This window comes from Rickettsiella endosymbiont of Rhagonycha lignosa (genome assembly GCF_964031165.1).
GTDB lineage: Bacteria > Pseudomonadota > Gammaproteobacteria > Diplorickettsiales > Diplorickettsiaceae > Aquirickettsiella.
This window is the reverse complement of sequence record NZ_OZ035011.1, coordinates 762,687-779,579: the sequence shown is the minus strand read 5'-3', so window position 1 is coordinate 779,579 and position 16,893 is coordinate 762,687. Positions and strand designations below refer to the sequence as shown.

The 16,893-nt window shown below is 39.5% G+C and carries 12 protein-coding genes; 1 reads left to right on the top strand and 11 read right to left on the bottom strand.

The features are described 5' to 3' along the window. Positions 1–39: 39 nt before the first annotated feature. Complete coding sequence (locus AAHI99_RS03550; protein WP_342228290.1) at positions 40–7,485, bottom strand: ankyrin repeat domain-containing protein; 7,446 nt, start codon at positions 7,483–7,485, stop codon at positions 40–42. Positions 7,486–7,819: 334 nt separating this feature from the next. On the opposite strand from AAHI99_RS03550, the gene AAHI99_RS03545 reads away from it, so the two are divergent. Further along, the gene (locus AAHI99_RS03545; RefSeq protein ID WP_342228289.1) at positions 7,820–8,803 is read left to right on the top strand and encodes a phosphotransferase; all 984 of its coding nucleotides are present in this window, start codon (positions 7,820–7,822) and stop codon (positions 8,801–8,803) included. A 34-nt stretch (positions 8,804–8,837) separates the two neighbouring features. Here the strand turns inward: AAHI99_RS03545 and mltG are convergent, their stop codons facing one another. The 10 genes from mltG to coaD all read right to left on the bottom strand — a co-directional run bounded on the left by mltG (position 8,838) and on the right by coaD (position 16,867). After that, a complete protein-coding gene (gene mltG / locus AAHI99_RS03540) occupies positions 8,838–9,938 on the bottom strand; it encodes an endolytic transglycosylase MltG (protein ID WP_342228288.1) in 1,101 nt (366 codons plus the stop codon). Positions 9,939–10,080: 142 nt separating this feature from the next. Continuing rightward, positions 10,081–11,316: a beta-ketoacyl-ACP synthase II gene (gene fabF / locus AAHI99_RS03535; RefSeq protein ID WP_342228350.1), complete on the bottom strand. Its 1,236-nt coding sequence runs from the start codon at positions 11,314–11,316 to the stop codon at positions 10,081–10,083. A gap of 175 nt (positions 11,317–11,491) precedes the next feature. Then, entirely contained in the window at positions 11,492–11,758 is a 267-nt protein-coding gene (acpP, locus tag AAHI99_RS03530; protein WP_342228287.1) for an acyl carrier protein, read from the bottom strand. A 142-nt stretch (positions 11,759–11,900) separates the two neighbouring features. Continuing rightward, entirely contained in the window at positions 11,901–12,641 is a 741-nt protein-coding gene (gene fabG / locus AAHI99_RS03525) for a 3-oxoacyl-ACP reductase FabG (protein ID WP_342228286.1), read from the bottom strand. Positions 12,642–12,651: 10 nt separating this feature from the next. Continuing rightward, the gene (gene fabD, locus AAHI99_RS03520; protein ID WP_342228285.1) at positions 12,652–13,581 is read right to left on the bottom strand and encodes an ACP S-malonyltransferase; all 930 of its coding nucleotides are present in this window, start codon (positions 13,579–13,581) and stop codon (positions 12,652–12,654) included. Positions 13,582–13,722: 141 nt separating this feature from the next. Further along, positions 13,723–14,673, bottom strand: a complete 951-nt coding sequence (locus tag AAHI99_RS03515) for a beta-ketoacyl-ACP synthase III (RefSeq protein ID WP_342228284.1) — start codon at positions 14,671–14,673, stop codon at positions 13,723–13,725. Then, entirely contained in the window at positions 14,670–15,707 is a 1,038-nt protein-coding gene (gene plsX, locus AAHI99_RS03510; RefSeq protein ID WP_342228283.1) for a phosphate acyltransferase PlsX, read from the bottom strand. Before plsX ends, AAHI99_RS03515 begins: the two co-directional genes overlap by 4 nt. A 9-nt stretch (positions 15,708–15,716) precedes the next feature. After that, on the bottom strand, positions 15,717–15,893 hold the full coding sequence (gene rpmF / locus AAHI99_RS03505) for a 50S ribosomal protein L32 (RefSeq protein ID WP_339051470.1): 177 nt from the start codon (positions 15,891–15,893) through the stop codon (positions 15,717–15,719). A 219-nt stretch (positions 15,894–16,112) separates the two neighbouring features. Then, complete coding sequence (locus AAHI99_RS03500) at positions 16,113–16,367, bottom strand: YfhL family 4Fe-4S dicluster ferredoxin (RefSeq protein WP_342228282.1); 255 nt, start codon at positions 16,365–16,367, stop codon at positions 16,113–16,115. Between the two features lie 8 nt (positions 16,368–16,375). Beyond that, the gene (gene coaD / locus AAHI99_RS03495) at positions 16,376–16,867 is read right to left on the bottom strand and encodes a pantetheine-phosphate adenylyltransferase (RefSeq protein WP_342228281.1); all 492 of its coding nucleotides are present in this window, start codon (positions 16,865–16,867) and stop codon (positions 16,376–16,378) included. Positions 16,868–16,893 lie beyond the last annotated feature (26 nt).

The window sequence follows — 16,893 nt, the reverse complement described above, 5'->3', positions numbered from 1 at the left end:
GCAATTATACGCATACTCGTTAAATGAATCCCAGCGCCTTTATGATACAGACGCTGAAATTAACCTTTTTACCGTATTAATTTGATTCGCGGCACCCTCAAAGAAACCAGAAGGCCGCGTTAACCCAAAGAAATGACTTGAGTAATTTCCGTTAGCTGCACGCGCAAATACGTCATTGTCTTTTTGTGCGAAATTGGAAGAGGTATGCGTGGGCATCTCTTCTACTTCATCCAACATTTCTTGCAAAGCAAATAAGTTCTCTGTAAATTCTGTTACTTCATGATTTGTTATCCGATTAAGTTTTCGGAATTGTTCAAACTCTTCTTGTCGGTCTTCTAACTGTAGTGAAATCCAATTTAATTCTTTCATACTTACTTCTTTTTGTTTTTGCAAGCTTTTTAATTTCAGCTTCGCCGCTGTTAATTTTATCTCCAATAAGAATGATATTTTCAAGGAAAACTCTTCCACTAATTGATATCGAGTCTCATTCACTGGTTTGGAAAAAAATTGGTTAAGCATTGCTATAGTTAGTTGTCCTAGCATCAACCAGCTATCAAGCGGATCAAAAATACGATGTGGTAAATGTGGGATAACAATAGCCGTAGTTTTTTCTCCTTCACAAATAACTGCGGGTCGGTCATACCATTCGGTGGGGTGACAATTAGTAAAACTATCTTCAGGCTGTTCAAAAGGTGCGGGATCAAAAGTGTTATGGAAGAAATTAATCTTTGCATTAGGAATGCGACAACTTACTCCATCAATAGATCCTTGTTCGGGATCCACTAATTTTAAAGGAAAACATGTTTTTAATGGCACATCCTGAGCATTAACTACATATTCTTGAATAGCAATGGGGTGAACTATGGAAGTTTTATTTCCTAAAATGGAAGCTTCATTAAGTGAGTCTGGATTACCAGAAAAGTTTATATCTGGTAAGTAAGAACTGAGATTGTGAATATTTGATCGAAGCATTGTAAAAATTTCTCCTGTTGTACGCAACATATTTTCTGCGATTAATCGTGGATAATGCACCCAATTCCGTAAACGCGTTGCATCTGAAGTACCGCCAAAATCAGAATCCTTTGCAGCAGAACGACGCAGTCTAATCCTATCAATCCCACTCGTTTCCTCACGCGAATAAACAGGCATATGCTCTTCTGACTCAATAGAAGTCGCATTAATATCATTACTCGAGTAATGATCCTGAGCTACACTAATCTCAGTCACATTTTGAGCTGCTTTAGGTAAAAGTTGCTCAGGATGTATAATCGATAAGGATTCTGCGCGCAAGCGAGCAAGATGAGCATTTTTTACCGATTTAAAATCTTCGGCTGCCTTAAGTTCTGTTAATTTATTATTTAATGCTATTTCCTGATCGGTAAACTTTAATACCAACGTCTGCAACTTAGGTTCTTCGAAAAATTTCTTTACTATTAGCGAAAAGGGTTCAACCTCTTTAGTGCGATTACTCAGCCTATTCGTCCATACTAAATTAGTTTTATTATGGTGGAAAAAAGCATTGGCTTCGTAGGGTCGCGGAATAATAACATCGATATTTTCTTCGACATCCTTGACACCGACACTGGCCATTTCATACTGCGCAGCAAATTCTAAAGGCATTGGTTTTAAATACAGGTGCGCGTGCCGACCGGCTATCTGCTGCGGTAAATTATCATTTAAAAGAATATGTAAATAGTGTTTATACCAATGATCCAAGCGCGCATCTTTTAAACGCACCGTAGCCACTTCGATCAATCGTTGACTGGGGGGTGCTGCAGCAATGCCAAGTAACAATAATAAATCATCGCCTAGATGATTCTGAGCATTCGGTGGAATAATAACTAATTTAGCGGTCGAATTACCCGCTTGAATTTGCTCCACTAAGGGGCGGAAATCGAGTGTATCGATGCGCGTATCTTCTGGACGACGATAAACTACCGTTTCAGGGATCGGTAAATGCGAGCGTCTTAAGCTTGGCATTCCTGATTGAATAACAAAAACTCCTTCACCACCATTGCCATTCAGATGTGTTCGAAATGCTCTAGGATTATTTTGCATGACTTCATGTCCATTATGGCCAATAACAATTTGCTCATTGTTTTCAGTCATTAAACTACAAATAAGATTTAAACGACTCGCAATAGGCGCATATTTATCCATGATTGCAGCGGTACTTGGATTAGGCTTTCCTAAAATTGGAAAAAGATATAAATTTTTATAACCAACTCTCAGTTCAGCATCCATGAAATAAATGCGCGTCCTATTAAACAAATTGGTATGTAATTCAAATTTAAACGCCTCCGCCTTATCTTCAGCATTGAGGGTTAAATTTAACGCAGTCGATGTCATCGAAGCTTGAATAGACATTACATCGGAAATCGGCAATTTAAAAATAATTTCCTGTTCCGCATTAGACTTACCTTCTGCGGTTGAGTTAACGGCCATATTTCCTTTGCCTGGTAAAATATAATAAGGAAAATTTCCAGCTTCTGCTTCAATATTGACATTAAGAGTAACAGGCGCTTGTAAATAGGTTGCAAAACCATAAGCACAACTACTTTGCGGAATTAACAAGGTATTCGTCTGTTGAACTATCGCCCCATTTCTTAAATGAATCTCTTCGGTATCACAAGCCGCCGTTATGTCTAACGGCACAGCGCCTCCGAAGAGTTTTTCTATGCGCGTGATAGCCAGAGTTTTATTGTTATACCGTAAATTTCCGTTAGCGAAATCAACCATTATTTTATCTGCAGAGGGCTTAAACTCCTGTAGGAGTAAGCTATCGCTACCCTCTGCTCCATCTAAACCGCTCGCGAATGTCTTTGCATCTATCGCACTAATTACTTCTGTAGCTTGTAGAAAAAACTGATCATCTTTTTTACCCCCTCGATAGTATTTAGCACCATTATTGATCATAAACGCATTAATTAATTCGGGAAAGCCAATCACACCATCCATTCCTACACCTAACTGGAATAAAGCAATTGTTCCATTGTTAGTAGCACTACGTTCGAGTCCGATTGCATTCTCGCAGAAAAAAGCCGCTTCGGTAGGAAGTTCATCCCCATCCTCCGCGGTAGGGACACAAAGCAGTTGACTTCCAGCAGGTGCAACAATTATTTCTCTGGTCACTTTAAAACCTGATCGCGGCGCTGAGAAATCAGCGGAGTTATTCTCAATTTCAGCAAAGATAGGATCGCATCCGACCTTTCTAGTCGAACACCGTGACGCGAACATAGGCCCGCCTGCCGTACAGGATTCTTCTTCCCTCACTCCGTTACAATTTAGATTCGTCTTCTCAATGGCAGGAAATATAATATATTTAACTTCGGGATGATTTTTTAAAAATTCGAATCGCTTGGGTAAGATGCGCTTGTATTCGTTGACTTCATCAAACATTTTTTTGAGATACGTTCGTGATTCAAAGCCGGCAAATGCTAATCCACCTTCCTCAATCCTTTCCAAAACCGTTAAATGAACTAAATGATTTTCTTGGTCGACTTTTTCTACATCTTCATAGATTCTATCCCCTAGGATGACGATACCCACCACGGCTTCGCCTACAGGTCCCGTTACTTCAGAAATACCCATCAACGCAATTCTTTCAGAAGTGATCTCAGCGACTTCTATACCACCGGTAACCAAATCAGTTCCTATTTGGATACCATCACTGACCACACCTACCAGCGCATCGGTATTATTACTATCTTTTTGCAATTCGCTGGCTTGCTTATACAAATCAAATCCAATTAATATGGATGTACCACGCCGTACAACAGGGCCTCCCGCACGCAATAAATTACCTGGAATCGTCTTTCCTTCCGCTATCAAATCAAGTCCTGTAGCATCCATCCTTGCGGATGCTTTTCCTAATCCATAGCTTAGTGCTTTAAAACCACCCAGCTGCATAGCCTGAGAAGGATCACCTTTCGACAAGCCCATTATGGCGTCATCATAAAATAATCCATCCAGTAGCTTTGCAGAAATACTGCCCACTTTTTTTAGATGATTCGTAGTTTCTTGATTATGCACCAAGGTCGCTATTTCTTCCTGCTTAGCGCCTCCCACCTTACGCTTAGACACCTGTTCTAAAAATTCAGCTTGTTTGCTTTCAGGTAACTTACGCATGCCTTCAAGCAAATGTTCACTATCTAATGTACAAGGACCGGCCTCGCGTCTACGTCTATTTCCAAGACATAGCAACCATTGATTAAAATTTTCCTCATCATCATCAGCTACCTGAAGCGTATTCGTTCTTAATGGGGCACCCTGCAGAGAGTTCCTGTAGTGAGTTAAATAGTCAGTTAGCAAACCTTGGTCAAAGTCTTGACGAGTTACTCTGTCTATCTCGTTATTCACTGTCATTAAGGGGTAAAGTAATTGATCATGTTGCCAAGTTTTTCCCTCGGTTCCGTAAGAATAATACTGAGTATACTCTGCCGTTTTATCGCGTATTTGCTGCTGTTCTGCAGAAGAAAAGCTTATCGTTCTTTCAGTTTCGCTTTTAGTAAAATCGACCGGGTTTAATGGACATACATAATCTGCTTTGCTTTTTTGCAATATAAAGTTAACCGCTCTTGATTCAAGACTAGTATCATCAAGATTAGGCGTAGCATGGACTAAACGTTGCGCTTGCGCTTGCACATCAAAGACAATGCCTTCTGGGGATGGCTTATCACCTATATCACAGGCTTTTATCTTAAATCGACCATTTTCAGGATTGCCATCTATCGAATCTTCACTATTTTTTAAGTGTATTTGTTTTAAAACAAAATCAATATTGTTATCGGATACTTTACTTGGAATAATAGTTGAAGCGGGAGTCACACGATCCCTGCCACCACTGATATACAGATCGATGGGCGCTGGTCCTGGAAATTCATTGGCAAGTTGCTGAATAAAACTTGCGGGTCCAGACGCTTTATCAAAATGCGACAAAACCACCTTTTTCGTAACTGGATCAAACGCCACCACCGCCACACATTGCTGAATATTATACGTGCCTAAATTCTCATCGTTAGCGATGCCGATTTCACGCTGTAAAACCACATGTGCGGAATTATCTAGCTTGCCTTGGCTTAGTTTATAAGCTTGATGATAATGATAAGATTCGCGTGTCCATAAATCCTGCATTGAAAAAGAAGCGGATACAAATGCTTGCTCTCCAAGTTGTTTATAAAGACCGGCTAATGCCAAATGTCCTTGTAATTGCTCTTGATTATCTAATGACAACTTTTTGCGATTAATTTCTTCGAAGCGAGCAATACTATACTCATCTTTAACATAGATTTTCGCTAAGTTTTGATAAACGGATTCGAGAAATTGATATTCTTTCAAAGGAAGATAAATTTTGATAGCTTCTTCTAAATTTACTTGTGCATTTGCATTATTATCATCAAAGAGTATTTGGTTGTTTTGTACATTAATATTATTATTTGCAGCTAAATATGCACTGGCTAATGTATCATGAGCAAAAGCGAGTGCACGGTGTCTAGAATAACGTGGTTTGAAGAAGTTTACCGATTTTTCTAAGCTAGTTATGGCCGTTGGATAATTTCGATTGTGATACGCTTGAAGTCCATGTTCATACCACTGTTCTGCAAGGATATAAGTTTGATCTGGATGCCGAGATACTAAGTTAGGATCTATAGGTCTTAGATCTGGAAAACTGCTGGGCAGGCGTAATTGTTCCGCTTTCCAAGCGAAATAGTTCTGCTGTTTAACATTTTCTAATGAATTGAGATAATTTTCATGAAAAAATTCTATTTCAGTATCAGCAGTTAGCTTGTTTATCTTTTTAAGTAAATTATTTGCATCCTTTACCGACAAACCAGGACTTTTCTTGTAGTTTTCTAAAGCACTAAACAAATCATCTGCGTTCTTAGATAAGCCACCACCTAAATCATCGGATTCTTTGTTCTCAAAAGAATCATTATCCCTTAAATTACTGATTGCTGTATGTAATTCCTCGATTTCTGCAGATGCAGGTATTATATTCTCATTCGATAAGGAGTTATCATCTAAAATCAGCTCCAGAGCCTCTGCTGCTGCATTTATTTCGTCAGTTAAGGATTTGACGCTGTCTGCTTCTTGCAATAAACGATCAGTCATTTGGCTTACTGTTTCACCTTTATTATTAACAATGGCTAAATCATCTTTTGTCGCAACACTCAGTAAAAACGCTAAAATTTTAGGTCCTCGCTGTGCTTCTTTAAGCGCTTCGTGTAGCGGTGTATTACCATCTTTATTTGGTATGCTTAAGATTTTTTGGTGAGAAAAAAAACGATAATCTTCTTTATAAATGGCTTTCACAACATCCAGGTTACTGCGTATAACCGCTGTATGTAAGGGCGTATTGCCACCCAAATGTTCCTTTATATCGAGGGCTTCAACGTGTTGAACAAGTACCTCAGCGATTTCTTTTTCTTCTTGCATCTCTGATTGTTCATGTTCTTTATCATCACTCGTTCGATAATCAGCCACCATGTGTAAAGCGGTTTCCCCACCTTGATCAACCAACTCAAAGTTAGTTTTACCTGATTTAATAATTTCCTTAATAATTAAAAGTTTTTTCTTATCAACTGCGCGATGTAATGCTGGGAATTCTTTTTTACCCGTTTTCAGGTTGACATCCGCAGCTTTTGCAATCAATTTTTCTACAAGTTTGGCTGCTGCTTGTTTTGTTGCTTGTTCATCGCTTAGATTTGAAAAATCTTCTCCTGTTAATGAAGTTGTAGTAAGTTTCGCCGCAGTGACTGTCGCCGTGCTTTTAATAACCGCCACTAAAGGAACTCTGCTGCCACGCAACTCTTGCTCGGTGTGCGTTTCTTTGGATATGTATTTATATTTTATATGGCTATTGCCAAGATTCGGATCGGCACCCATATCCAGTAAGATATTCGCCGATGCAATTTTTAATTGTGAGCAAGCATCGTATAAAGCTGTTTTATGTTGCGCATCTTGCAGATTGATAGCATGTCCTGTCACTACCAGAAATTTAATCAGTGGCAGATCTTCTTCTAACGCCGCTTTATGTAATAATGATTTTCTATCCAATGTAGAATCATCGTTAATACTTTCTATACTTTCTAAACCCTCTTCACTTTCAATATTGTTAGTGTCTTGTATACTACCTACACTTTCAATACTCACTTCACTATCGACACTTTCCTCACTTTCATTTTCATTAATATTCAGCGCAAAAATATTTTCTGTAATTTTATTGACATCATTTTTATTTTCATCCTTAAATCTTTCATAAATCCCCCAAATTTTGTTGTATTCTGATTGAATCTTAGGATTGTCTTTTTTTATAAAATCAGAAAAATTATTTTCAGTACTGCTTAGAAATTCTTGATGAATTTTTGTATACGCCGAATCAATCATCTCTTGGTGTATTTTTATAAAACCAGCTAATAACTTGTAGCGTGCATTAAATGCTGGTGTTGACAAATGATCGTATTCTGAAGAACTTGAAGATGGCATTATTATTGGTCTCAATTAAAATATTATTTTCAATCTAAATGGGCGGCGCAATATAACGATAATTTTTAATTTTTACTAGTATTTTTTTTAAAAAAATTTAAAATAACTAATTCAATATTTTAGATAAAATTATCTGTTAAAAAGTGATTAATTAAAGAAAAAATAAACACAGAACTTTGGCTTAGAATGAATTAAAGATTCCGCAGTTAAGCGGCGGCAGATAATTTAAAATATATTACATTACCTTCATTCATTTCTGACACATCCAACATCTTGGTATAATACAATCGAAATTTATGTGGAAAACTGAAAAATTGAAACATTAAGGGATGTTATGCCGAGGCAATTTATACAAGCGATTGCAAAAAAAGAAAATAGTTATTTTTGTCGGATTTTATCGGATGTTATCACAGAAAAAGAAGGACCCAAACTACAGAATAAAAATCTTTTAATCCAATTGTTAATCCTAAAAATCTATCAACCGAGTCAATTTAAAGAAATCAAAGGCGGTCATTCCAATGATACCTACCATTATCCAACTGAAAATCTGGTGTTACGTTTTCCAAAAACGTATAACCCCTTATTTCCTGAGTTTTCAGTAGAAATACAAAACCTTCGGTTAGCAAGATTACTCAATTTAACGCCTTTAAAAATAATTGCTTATTATGCAAAATACAGTCTCTTGGTAACAGAATTTATTCCAAACTTTCAACCTTTATCCACTGCTGACCTCAAAGAACCCACTCAATTAATTGCTTTAGCGCATTTAGTTAAAAAATTACATTATTCGGAGTTTACATTCAAAAAAAATTCAGAAACGGGCATTTCTTTTATCGACGAAGCATCGCAATGTTTTCAAAACATTCTACCTATCTTAAATAAAAAAGATCATCGAGTATTAAAAAAACTATTCGGTATTAAAAATTTTCTGGCAAAGTCTAAAGTTTTACTTCCTTCACATGGGGATCTACATCATTTTAATCTCATCGAAAACAACGGATATCTGCAATTAATGGATTGGGAACTTTCTAGTATGGAAGATCCGGCCTACGATATTTCTAGGTTATTCTGTGTGACCGAATTTAACGCTGAGCAAAAAGAGCTTTTTTTGAAAACCTACAAGCATGCCTACATCAATTTATCAGACGGCGATATCAAAAATTTAATAAAAAGAATATTTTTATACGAATCCTTAAATCTTTATTCTATCGTCACCTGGGCAAAATATGTAATGCCTCATTTTAACGAGGCTCAGCAGATCTTACTAAAAGAAACTATCACGCACTATAGTCAAAAAGATAGGCTAATTCGTTATTAAGTGATATCTCCTTCTCGCGTCACAGTAGCTAGAACTAACTACTTAAATCATTCAATTTACAAAAAAATGCACGCATCGTTTTACTAACATACCACAAACTTTGACACGATCTTCTTTTCTTAACAATCGGATAGCGCTGATCGAGTTGATAAAGTTGTACGGCTAAATTATGTTCGGCTAAATGCTCGGAAAATTGATGCGACCCATCGCCTTTTGCCACAAAATATAAATTTTGACTATGATCCGGATGCAAAGCAGCGGTGATAGAAGCAAAACTGGGGCTGCCTATCGGTGTCGGTGGCAAACCTCTGCGCGTATAGGTATTGTAGGGTGTATCTTTACGGAGATCTTCAATCGTTAACTTACCTGTATAATGCGCACCTAAACCATAAATAATACTGGCGTCGATTTGTAAAGGAATGCCCGCCTGCAAACGCCGCACGATCACGCCGGCAATCATAGGCCGTTCTTTAGCAACCGCAGTTTCTTTTTCCACTAAAGATGCTGCAATCAATGCTTGGTACGGTGTTTTATAGGGTAGGTCTGTGGCCCGATCCTTCCAAGCAGCCTGTAGTTTCTTTTCTAATAATTGATACGACCATTTTAATAAATCACTATCATTGACACCTGCGCTAAAATAATACGTGGCTGGATAAAATAAACCTTCGGGATTCTGCGCGGGTAAGCCCAAATTAGTTAAGACTTGTTCCGAAGAAACATGTTTAAGTTGATGTTTAACAAAGTCTACGTTATTCAACGCACTAATTAATTGTTGAAATGTCCAACCTTCAACAATCGTAAAACGGTGAAAAATAGCTTTCCCAGCTAACATTTGATTCAACAGCTGACTGGGTGTCGTACCCGGATCAAACTGATATTCCCCAGTTTTTAATTTACTCGTCGCCCCTTTTATATAGGCTAAAAATAAAAAATAACGCGGATGTGGCATGTCACCTAGTTTTTGTAAATCTGCAACTAAGCGATGTACGGATGAACCAGGGGCAAAAACGATGTGTATCGTTTGTGTTGGATTTAAAGGTGATTGTAAAAAACGATGATAATGCGCGACAAAATAACTACATAAGAAAGCGACAACCAGAATGACTAATGCAATCAAGGTCAATCTTTTAGACATAAGATGTCTTCCAAATTTATGTAATTTGCTTGATTTCATTGTTGAATACTGGCTCCGGGTCCGCGCTTAGCTCATGTAAACTCCGGTTCTTGCCAGTCGTTTGCTGCGAACTCAAGCAAATTCCTGTGTTTCCAAAGAAGTCTCATAATCGTGCAAAAAGCAAGGAGGCATTCGTTCCACCAAACCCAAAAGAATTAGAGAGTGCATAATCCATTTTTAATTCTTGTGGTACATTCGGTACAAAATTCAGATCAACAAAATCATCGTCGGGTATATTCAGCTCAGGGGGGTTTCCTGGATTATCTAAATTGATAGTCGGTGGTGCTTTTTGATCCTTCAATGCCAAAATAGTAAAAATAGCTTCTACCGCACCCGCCGCTCCTAGCAAATGGCCCGTCATCGATTTAGTCGAACTAATTGCCATCTTCTTGGCATAATCGCCAAATACACGGCGGATGGCTCTTAGTTCTAAATAATCGCCTTGCAAGGTCGACGTGGCATGCGCATTGATATAAGCCACTTTTTCTTTATCGATATTCGCATCATGCAATGTATTCAACATAGCCGTCATCGCACCCTGTCCGTCGGGCGATGGGCTGGTCATATGAAAAGCATCGGCACTCATACCAAAACCCACAAGTTCAGCGTAGATCGGTGCATTGCGTTGTTTGGCACGCTCATATTCTTCTAAAACTAAAATACCCGCGCCGTCACCTAATACAAAGCCATCCCGTGCTTTATCCCATGGACGACTGGCCGCTTGCGGATCTTTATTCCGATTAGATAAGGCCCGGCACGCAGAAAATCCACCTAAACCTAAAGGTGTGGTCGCCATTTCCGAACCACCAACGACCATCACATCGGCATCACCATATAAAATAGTGCGCGCTCCTAAACCGATATTGTGTGTGCCCGTAGTACAAGCCGTTACTACCGCAATATTTGGGCCTCGTAGTCCATAACGTATCGAAATTTGACCGGCTAACATATTGGTAATGGCACCCGGTATAAAAAAAGGAGAGATTTTCCGTGGACCTCCTTGTTCTAATCGCGTGTGATTTTCTTCAATAAAAGGTAAACCCCCAATTCCAGAGCCTACTGCAACACCGATTCGGTCAGCGTTTTTTTCAGTCACTTCGAGTTTTGAATCCGTCATCGCTTCTAGCGCTGCCGCTAAACCATATTGAATAAATAAATCCATTTTGCGGCCATCTTTCGGCGAAATACCATAATTTTCTGCTTGAAAATCACGCACGCTTGCAGATATTTGGCAGGGAAAAACAGAAACATCAAATTGGGTGATAGTAGCTACTCCACTTTTGCCAGCCAATATCGCTTCCCAGGTTGTTTTGGTGTTCAAACCTAATGGCGTCATCATACCGACACCGGTTACTACGATACGTCGCTTTTTCTTCACGTTACTTTGCCCCCTTCAAATGAACTGACTTATGTACTCTTTGCATTTGAATTTTTGTCTGCTTTGCCGCTGATATATAATTCCCTTCGCGGCAATGACAAAACACAATGACTGTGAGCCTATATTTAGATGGAATTTATTCTTCGTTGTGTTCTGAGTCTTCAGTTTCAGTTTGATGTTGCTTAATATAATCAACTGCTTGCTGAATGGTACGAATTTTTTCAGCTTCTTCATCTGGAATTTCGGTCTCGAACTCTTCTTCTAAAGCCATAACTAATTCTACGGTGTCTAAAGAATCGGCACCCAGATCATCGACAAAAGAAGCTTCCATGGTCGCTTCTCCTTCACTTATCTCAAGTTGATCAATCACTACCTTCTTGACACGCTCTTCAATTGTACTCACTGAGAATCTCCCCTATTTAATATAAATAAAACCTGTCGCTTAGTTTATTCAATTCCTGAATGAACGCAAGCCACTTTAATTAATTTAAGCAATTAAGTTTAGCCGCTTATAAAACTAAACTTACTTTGCAAAGCTATTCTGATCAATTCATATACATTCCGCCATTAACATGCAATGTGTTGCCGGTCACATAAGCAGCCCAATCCGAGGCTAAAAAGACGCACGCATGAGCGATATCCTGTGCAGTGCCCAAACGTTTGACTGGAATTTTTTCCAACAACAAAGTGCGTTGATTTTCATTTAATTGACTGGTCATATCGGTAGCTATAAATCCTGGCGCCACAACATTCGCAGTAATATTCCGCGTTGCCACTTCTTGTGCCAACGCTTTAGTAAAGCCAATTAATCCTGCTTTTGCCGCCGCATAATTGGCCTGACCAGGATTTCCTGTACAGCCTACTATAGAAGAAATATTAATAATACGCCCAGATTGTGCTTTTAGCATCGGCTTCAAACACAACTGTGTTAACTTAAAAACTGCACTTAGATTAGTCTCTAACACGGCATTCCATTCATCTGCTTTCATACGCAATAACAGATTATCACGCGTAATACCCGCATTATTCACTACTATATTAGGAAGTCCAAACGTTTGTAATTCTGTCATTAAATTTTTTATCGATGCATCATCATTTAAATTTAAGACGAAACCTTTACCTTTCAATCCTTGCTCTTGTAATATGTGAGAAATTTTTTCTGCACCGGCAGCGCTGGTAGCCGTTCCAGCAACCAGTGCACCTTGCTGTGCCATCGCAACCGCAATCGCTGCGCCAATACCCCGGCTGGCACCTGTTATCAAGGCTATTTTATCTTTTAATAACATAAAACCATCCTTAACCAATTAAGGCTTCTTGTAGTATTTCCGGATCCTGTAGTGAGAGTGTGGGTATCGATGTGATACGTTTATTCAAACCTGCCAACACTTTACCTGGACCGCATTCAATCATTTCTTCAATCCCACGCTTCTCGAGCTGTTGGATTATTTCTACCCAACGCACTGGATTATATAATTGTTCCACTAATGCTTTTTTTATCAAACTTGGATCATGTTCGATAGCAACATCGACATTATTGACAATAGGAATATGTGGTACAGAAATATGAATGGTTTCCAAGGTTTCAGCTAAATGCTTTGCAGCGGGTTTCATTAAAGCACAATGCGATGGAACGCTAACGGGAATCAGTTTCGCTAATTTAGCGCCTGCTGATTTAGCCTGTTCAAGCAAGCGCTGCACCGCAGCCGCATCTCCGGCCACCACCGTTTGACCGATAGAATTGTAATTAGCGGGCGATAAGACTTGGCCTTCGGCAAGCGACTCACACAAAGCCTGTATTTTATCATTATCTAAACCCACGATAGCCGCCATGGCGCCTACACCGGGTGGAACTGCTGCTTGCATTAAGCGTCCTCGTTCAGCCACCAAACGTACCGCTGTCATAAAATCCAATGCGCCACCACACACCAAGGCAGAATATTCACCTAGGCTATGTCCTGCCATAAATGTCGGTTTAAGACCCCGTTGTTGTTGCCAAACACGCCATAAGGCCACACTGGCTGCTAATAAAGCGGGTTGGGTGTTTTCTGTTTGATTGAGTGCGGCTTCTGGACCGTCTTGACACAATTCCCATAGGTCAAATTTTAAGACGTGCGAAGCCTCTATAAATGTGTCTTGAATGATAGAAAACTCTTTAGCAAATTCCACTAACATTCCTAATGTTTGTGAACCCTGTCCCGGAAAAATAAATGCAATTTTTTTAGCCATAATTATTTATTCATTCAAATTAAACATAATAAAATCAAAATAAGAGACGATAATTTATCGTTAGAGGGCATCTTAAATTGTATTAGGCTGAGACAAAAAACAGTGCTTTTTGGCCAGCATCGTGCAATTAAAAACGCCCTCTTAATAGCGCACTAAAGCAGAACCCCACGCCAACCCTGCACCAAAACTTTCCATTAATAATAATTGGCCGCGTTGGATGCGACCATCACGCACGGCGACATCTAACGCTAACGGAATAGAAGCAGCCGATGTATTGCCATGTTGATCTAATGTAACCACAACATGTTGCATCGTCATTTTAAGTTTATTCGCCATCGCTTGAATAATACGCAAATTGGCCTGATGCGGAATTAACCAATCAATATCTTTTTTATTGATTTTATTCGCAGCTAAAGTTTCCTCTAATACGGCACTTAATTTCTTCACCGCAATTTTAAATACCTCACTGCCTTGCATTATAAGATGTGGAATATCATCTTTTTTCAACCCTGAACTTAATGACAATAAATTTTGATAAGAACCCGCCGCATGCAGATGTGCAGAAATAATGCCAGGTTCATTGGCGGCTTGTAATACCACAGCACCGGCACCATCACCAAATAAAATACAGGTGGAGCGATCTTCCCAATTAATAATATTCGACATGCTTTCACTGCCTATGACGAGTGCAGTCTGAACGACACCGTTACGAATGAATTGATCCGCAACACTCAATGCATAATTAAAGCCGGCACAGGCCGCTACAATATCAAAGGCCGGACAACCATCTTCACCCAATGCTGCTTGAACTAAACAGGCGGTGCTAGGAAAAAATTTATCGGGTGTACTCGTAGCTACAATAATTAATTGTATTTCTTTAGCCGATAACTTAGCGGCTTCTAGCGCATTTTTAGCCGCCATAGTGGCCATGCTCGCTGTGCTATCGTTAGGACCAATAATATGACGCTCACGTATGCCGGTACGTTCGACTATCCACTCATTCGTGGTCGCCACCATCTTCTCAAGTTCGGCATTCGTTAATATTCTTTCCGGTAAATAACTACCCGTGCCTGCAATACGTGAATATTTCATAAAGACTGTTCAGATTCCTTCAATAAACCGGTCACTTGTTCTCTTATACGTTCAGGGATATTTTTTTGTACTTCTAAGATTGCTTCATTAATCGCATTTTTGAAAGCCAATATATTGGCACTACCATGACTTTTAATCACAATGCCGCGCAAACCAACTAAGCTTGCACCGTTATAATGGGCCGGATCAAATTGTTTACGTAATCCTTTTAATACATGTAAAGCCATTAACCCGGAGAGGCGCGAAAACCAATTACGATTAAACGCTAATTTAATATAGTGGCCCATTAATTTTGCCACACCTTCTGTCACTTTCAATGCCACATTGCCGACAAAACCATCACAGACGATGACATCTGCCAAGCCTTGATAAATCTCATCGCCTTCGATGTAACCAATATAATTGATATGTGCATTCTTCAATAATTCAGCGGCCTTTTTAACTTGTTCATTGCCTTTAATTTCTTCAGCGCCAATATTCAATAAGGCCACGCGCGGGCTGGGAATATTGTCGATCTCAGAACTTAATACCGAACCCATAATGGCAAATTGCAGTAGATGTTCAACCTCCGTATCCACATTCGCGCCCAAATCTAAAACGCGTACTTTGGTTTGTTCTTTCATGGTAGGGAGCATGGCACTGATAGCCGGTCTATCGATACCAGGAATAGTTTTCAATACAAAACGGGCGGTCGCCATCAATGCGCCGGTATTGCCAGCGCTCACGCAGGCCTGCGCTTCGCCTTCTTTAACTAAATTAATCGCAACGCGCATTGAAGAATCTTTTTTATTACGCAGTGCTAAAGCCGGAGGTTCGTCCATCGATACGACCTGAGTAGCCCCGCGTAGCGTCAATTGACTCGCTGCAGGCTTAGTTTTTACCAGTTTTAGCTGCTCTTGCAACTCAGGCAAATCACCGACAAGAATAATATGTAGCTGAGGCTCTTCCTGTAACGCTAAGAGCACAGCGGGGACTATCACGGAGGGACCGTAGTCGCCTCCCATAGCATCTATAGCCAGAGTATAACGAGACATTTTAAGGTGTTATTCCTTAGCTTTTAGTACCTTTTTTCCACGATAATAGCCATCTTTGGTGACGTGGTGGCGAATATGCGTTTCTCCACTGGTTGCATCAATGGAAATAGCCGGTGAAGTTAATGCATCATGCGCACGGCGCATGTTTCTTTTGGAACGGGATTTACGTGATTTTTGGACTGCCATGATGGCCCTCTTATATAAGCAATTCTAAAAGACGCATATTATGCGGTCTAGTGGTCGAAAAAACAACCGGCGTTTTTCTGGACTTAAGCGAAAAATCGGCTTTTGACAAATCGCTGCGTTGCGGACTTGGTCTGCGATCCTCATTAACATCTCAGTTAACTCCGCTCCTCGTCAAATCCGCGCCTTACGCTTTATCTAAAATCCTCGCTTCAGTCCAGTTTATTTTATTTCAGCGACTAAGCCTTGGTATTTCATTAACAATTGTTCTGGGGTTTCTTGATATTCGGGATTAATGACTATGCAAGCGACAGGACAAACCTCAACACATTGCGGAGCATCAAAATGACCCACGCACTCAGTGCATTTATTCGGCTTAATTTCGTAGATAAACTCACCCTGAATGATGGCTTCATTTGGGCATTCGGGTTCGCAGACATCACAATTGATACAGTCATCGGTTATTAATAAAGCCATACCTAGTCTCAGCTTATTGTTTGCTTAAATTTGGCTTGTAAAGCCTCCGCAACCACCACCGGTACAAACTGTGCCACATTACCGCCAAAACTCGCAATTTCTCTGACTAAATTAGCTGAAATAAAGGAATGTTGTTCGGCGGGGGTCAAAAATAAGGTTTCTAAATCAGGCATCATTTTTCGATTCATACTCGCCAATTGAAATTCATACTCAAAATCAGAAACCGCGCGCAGACCACGCAAAATAACCCGCGCATTATATTCCTTAGCACAGTTAATGAGTAAACCATCAAATCCATACACCTGTACATTGTTTAAGTCTTTTAATACCTCTTGTGCTAAAGCAATACGTTCATCGACAGAGAATGCCGGTGCTTTACTGGGATTTTTCGCCACAGCAACAATAACTGTTGCAAAAAGCTGTGCTGCACGTTGTACTAAATCAACATGACCGTTGGTCATCGGATCAAAAGTACCGGGATAAATAACTTTGGTTTTCATGAATAACCACCTTTAAATTATTATAC

Coding starts and splice junctions, on each gene's coding strand:
- AAHI99_RS03550 (WP_342228290.1), bottom strand. CDS start 7,485: ATGCCATCTTCAAGTTCTTCAGAATACGATCATTTGTCAACACCAGCA.
- AAHI99_RS03545 (WP_342228289.1), top strand. CDS start 7,820: ATGCCGAGGCAATTTATACAAGCGATTGCAAAAAAAGAAAATAGTTAT.
- mltG (WP_342228288.1), bottom strand. CDS start 9,938: ATGTCTAAAAGATTGACCTTGATTGCATTAGTCATTCTGGTTGTCGCT.
- fabF (WP_342228350.1), bottom strand. CDS start 11,316: ATGATGACGCCATTAGGTTTGAACACCAAAACAACCTGGGAAGCGATA.
- fabG (WP_342228286.1), bottom strand. CDS start 12,641: ATGTTATTAAAAGATAAAATAGCCTTGATAACAGGTGCCAGCCGGGGT.
- fabD (WP_342228285.1), bottom strand. CDS start 13,581: ATGGCTAAAAAAATTGCATTTATTTTTCCGGGACAGGGTTCACAAACA.
- AAHI99_RS03515 (WP_342228284.1), bottom strand. CDS start 14,673: ATGAAATATTCACGTATTGCAGGCACGGGTAGTTATTTACCGGAAAGA.
- plsX (WP_342228283.1), bottom strand. CDS start 15,707: ATGTCTCGTTATACTCTGGCTATAGATGCTATGGGAGGCGACTACGGT.
- rpmF (WP_339051470.1), bottom strand. CDS start 15,893: ATGGCAGTCCAAAAATCACGTAAATCCCGTTCCAAAAGAAACATGCGC.
- AAHI99_RS03500 (WP_342228282.1), bottom strand. CDS start 16,367: ATGGCTTTATTAATAACCGATGACTGTATCAATTGTGATGTCTGCGAA.
- coaD (WP_342228281.1), bottom strand. CDS start 16,867: ATGAAAACCAAAGTTATTTATCCCGGTACTTTTGATCCGATGACCAAC.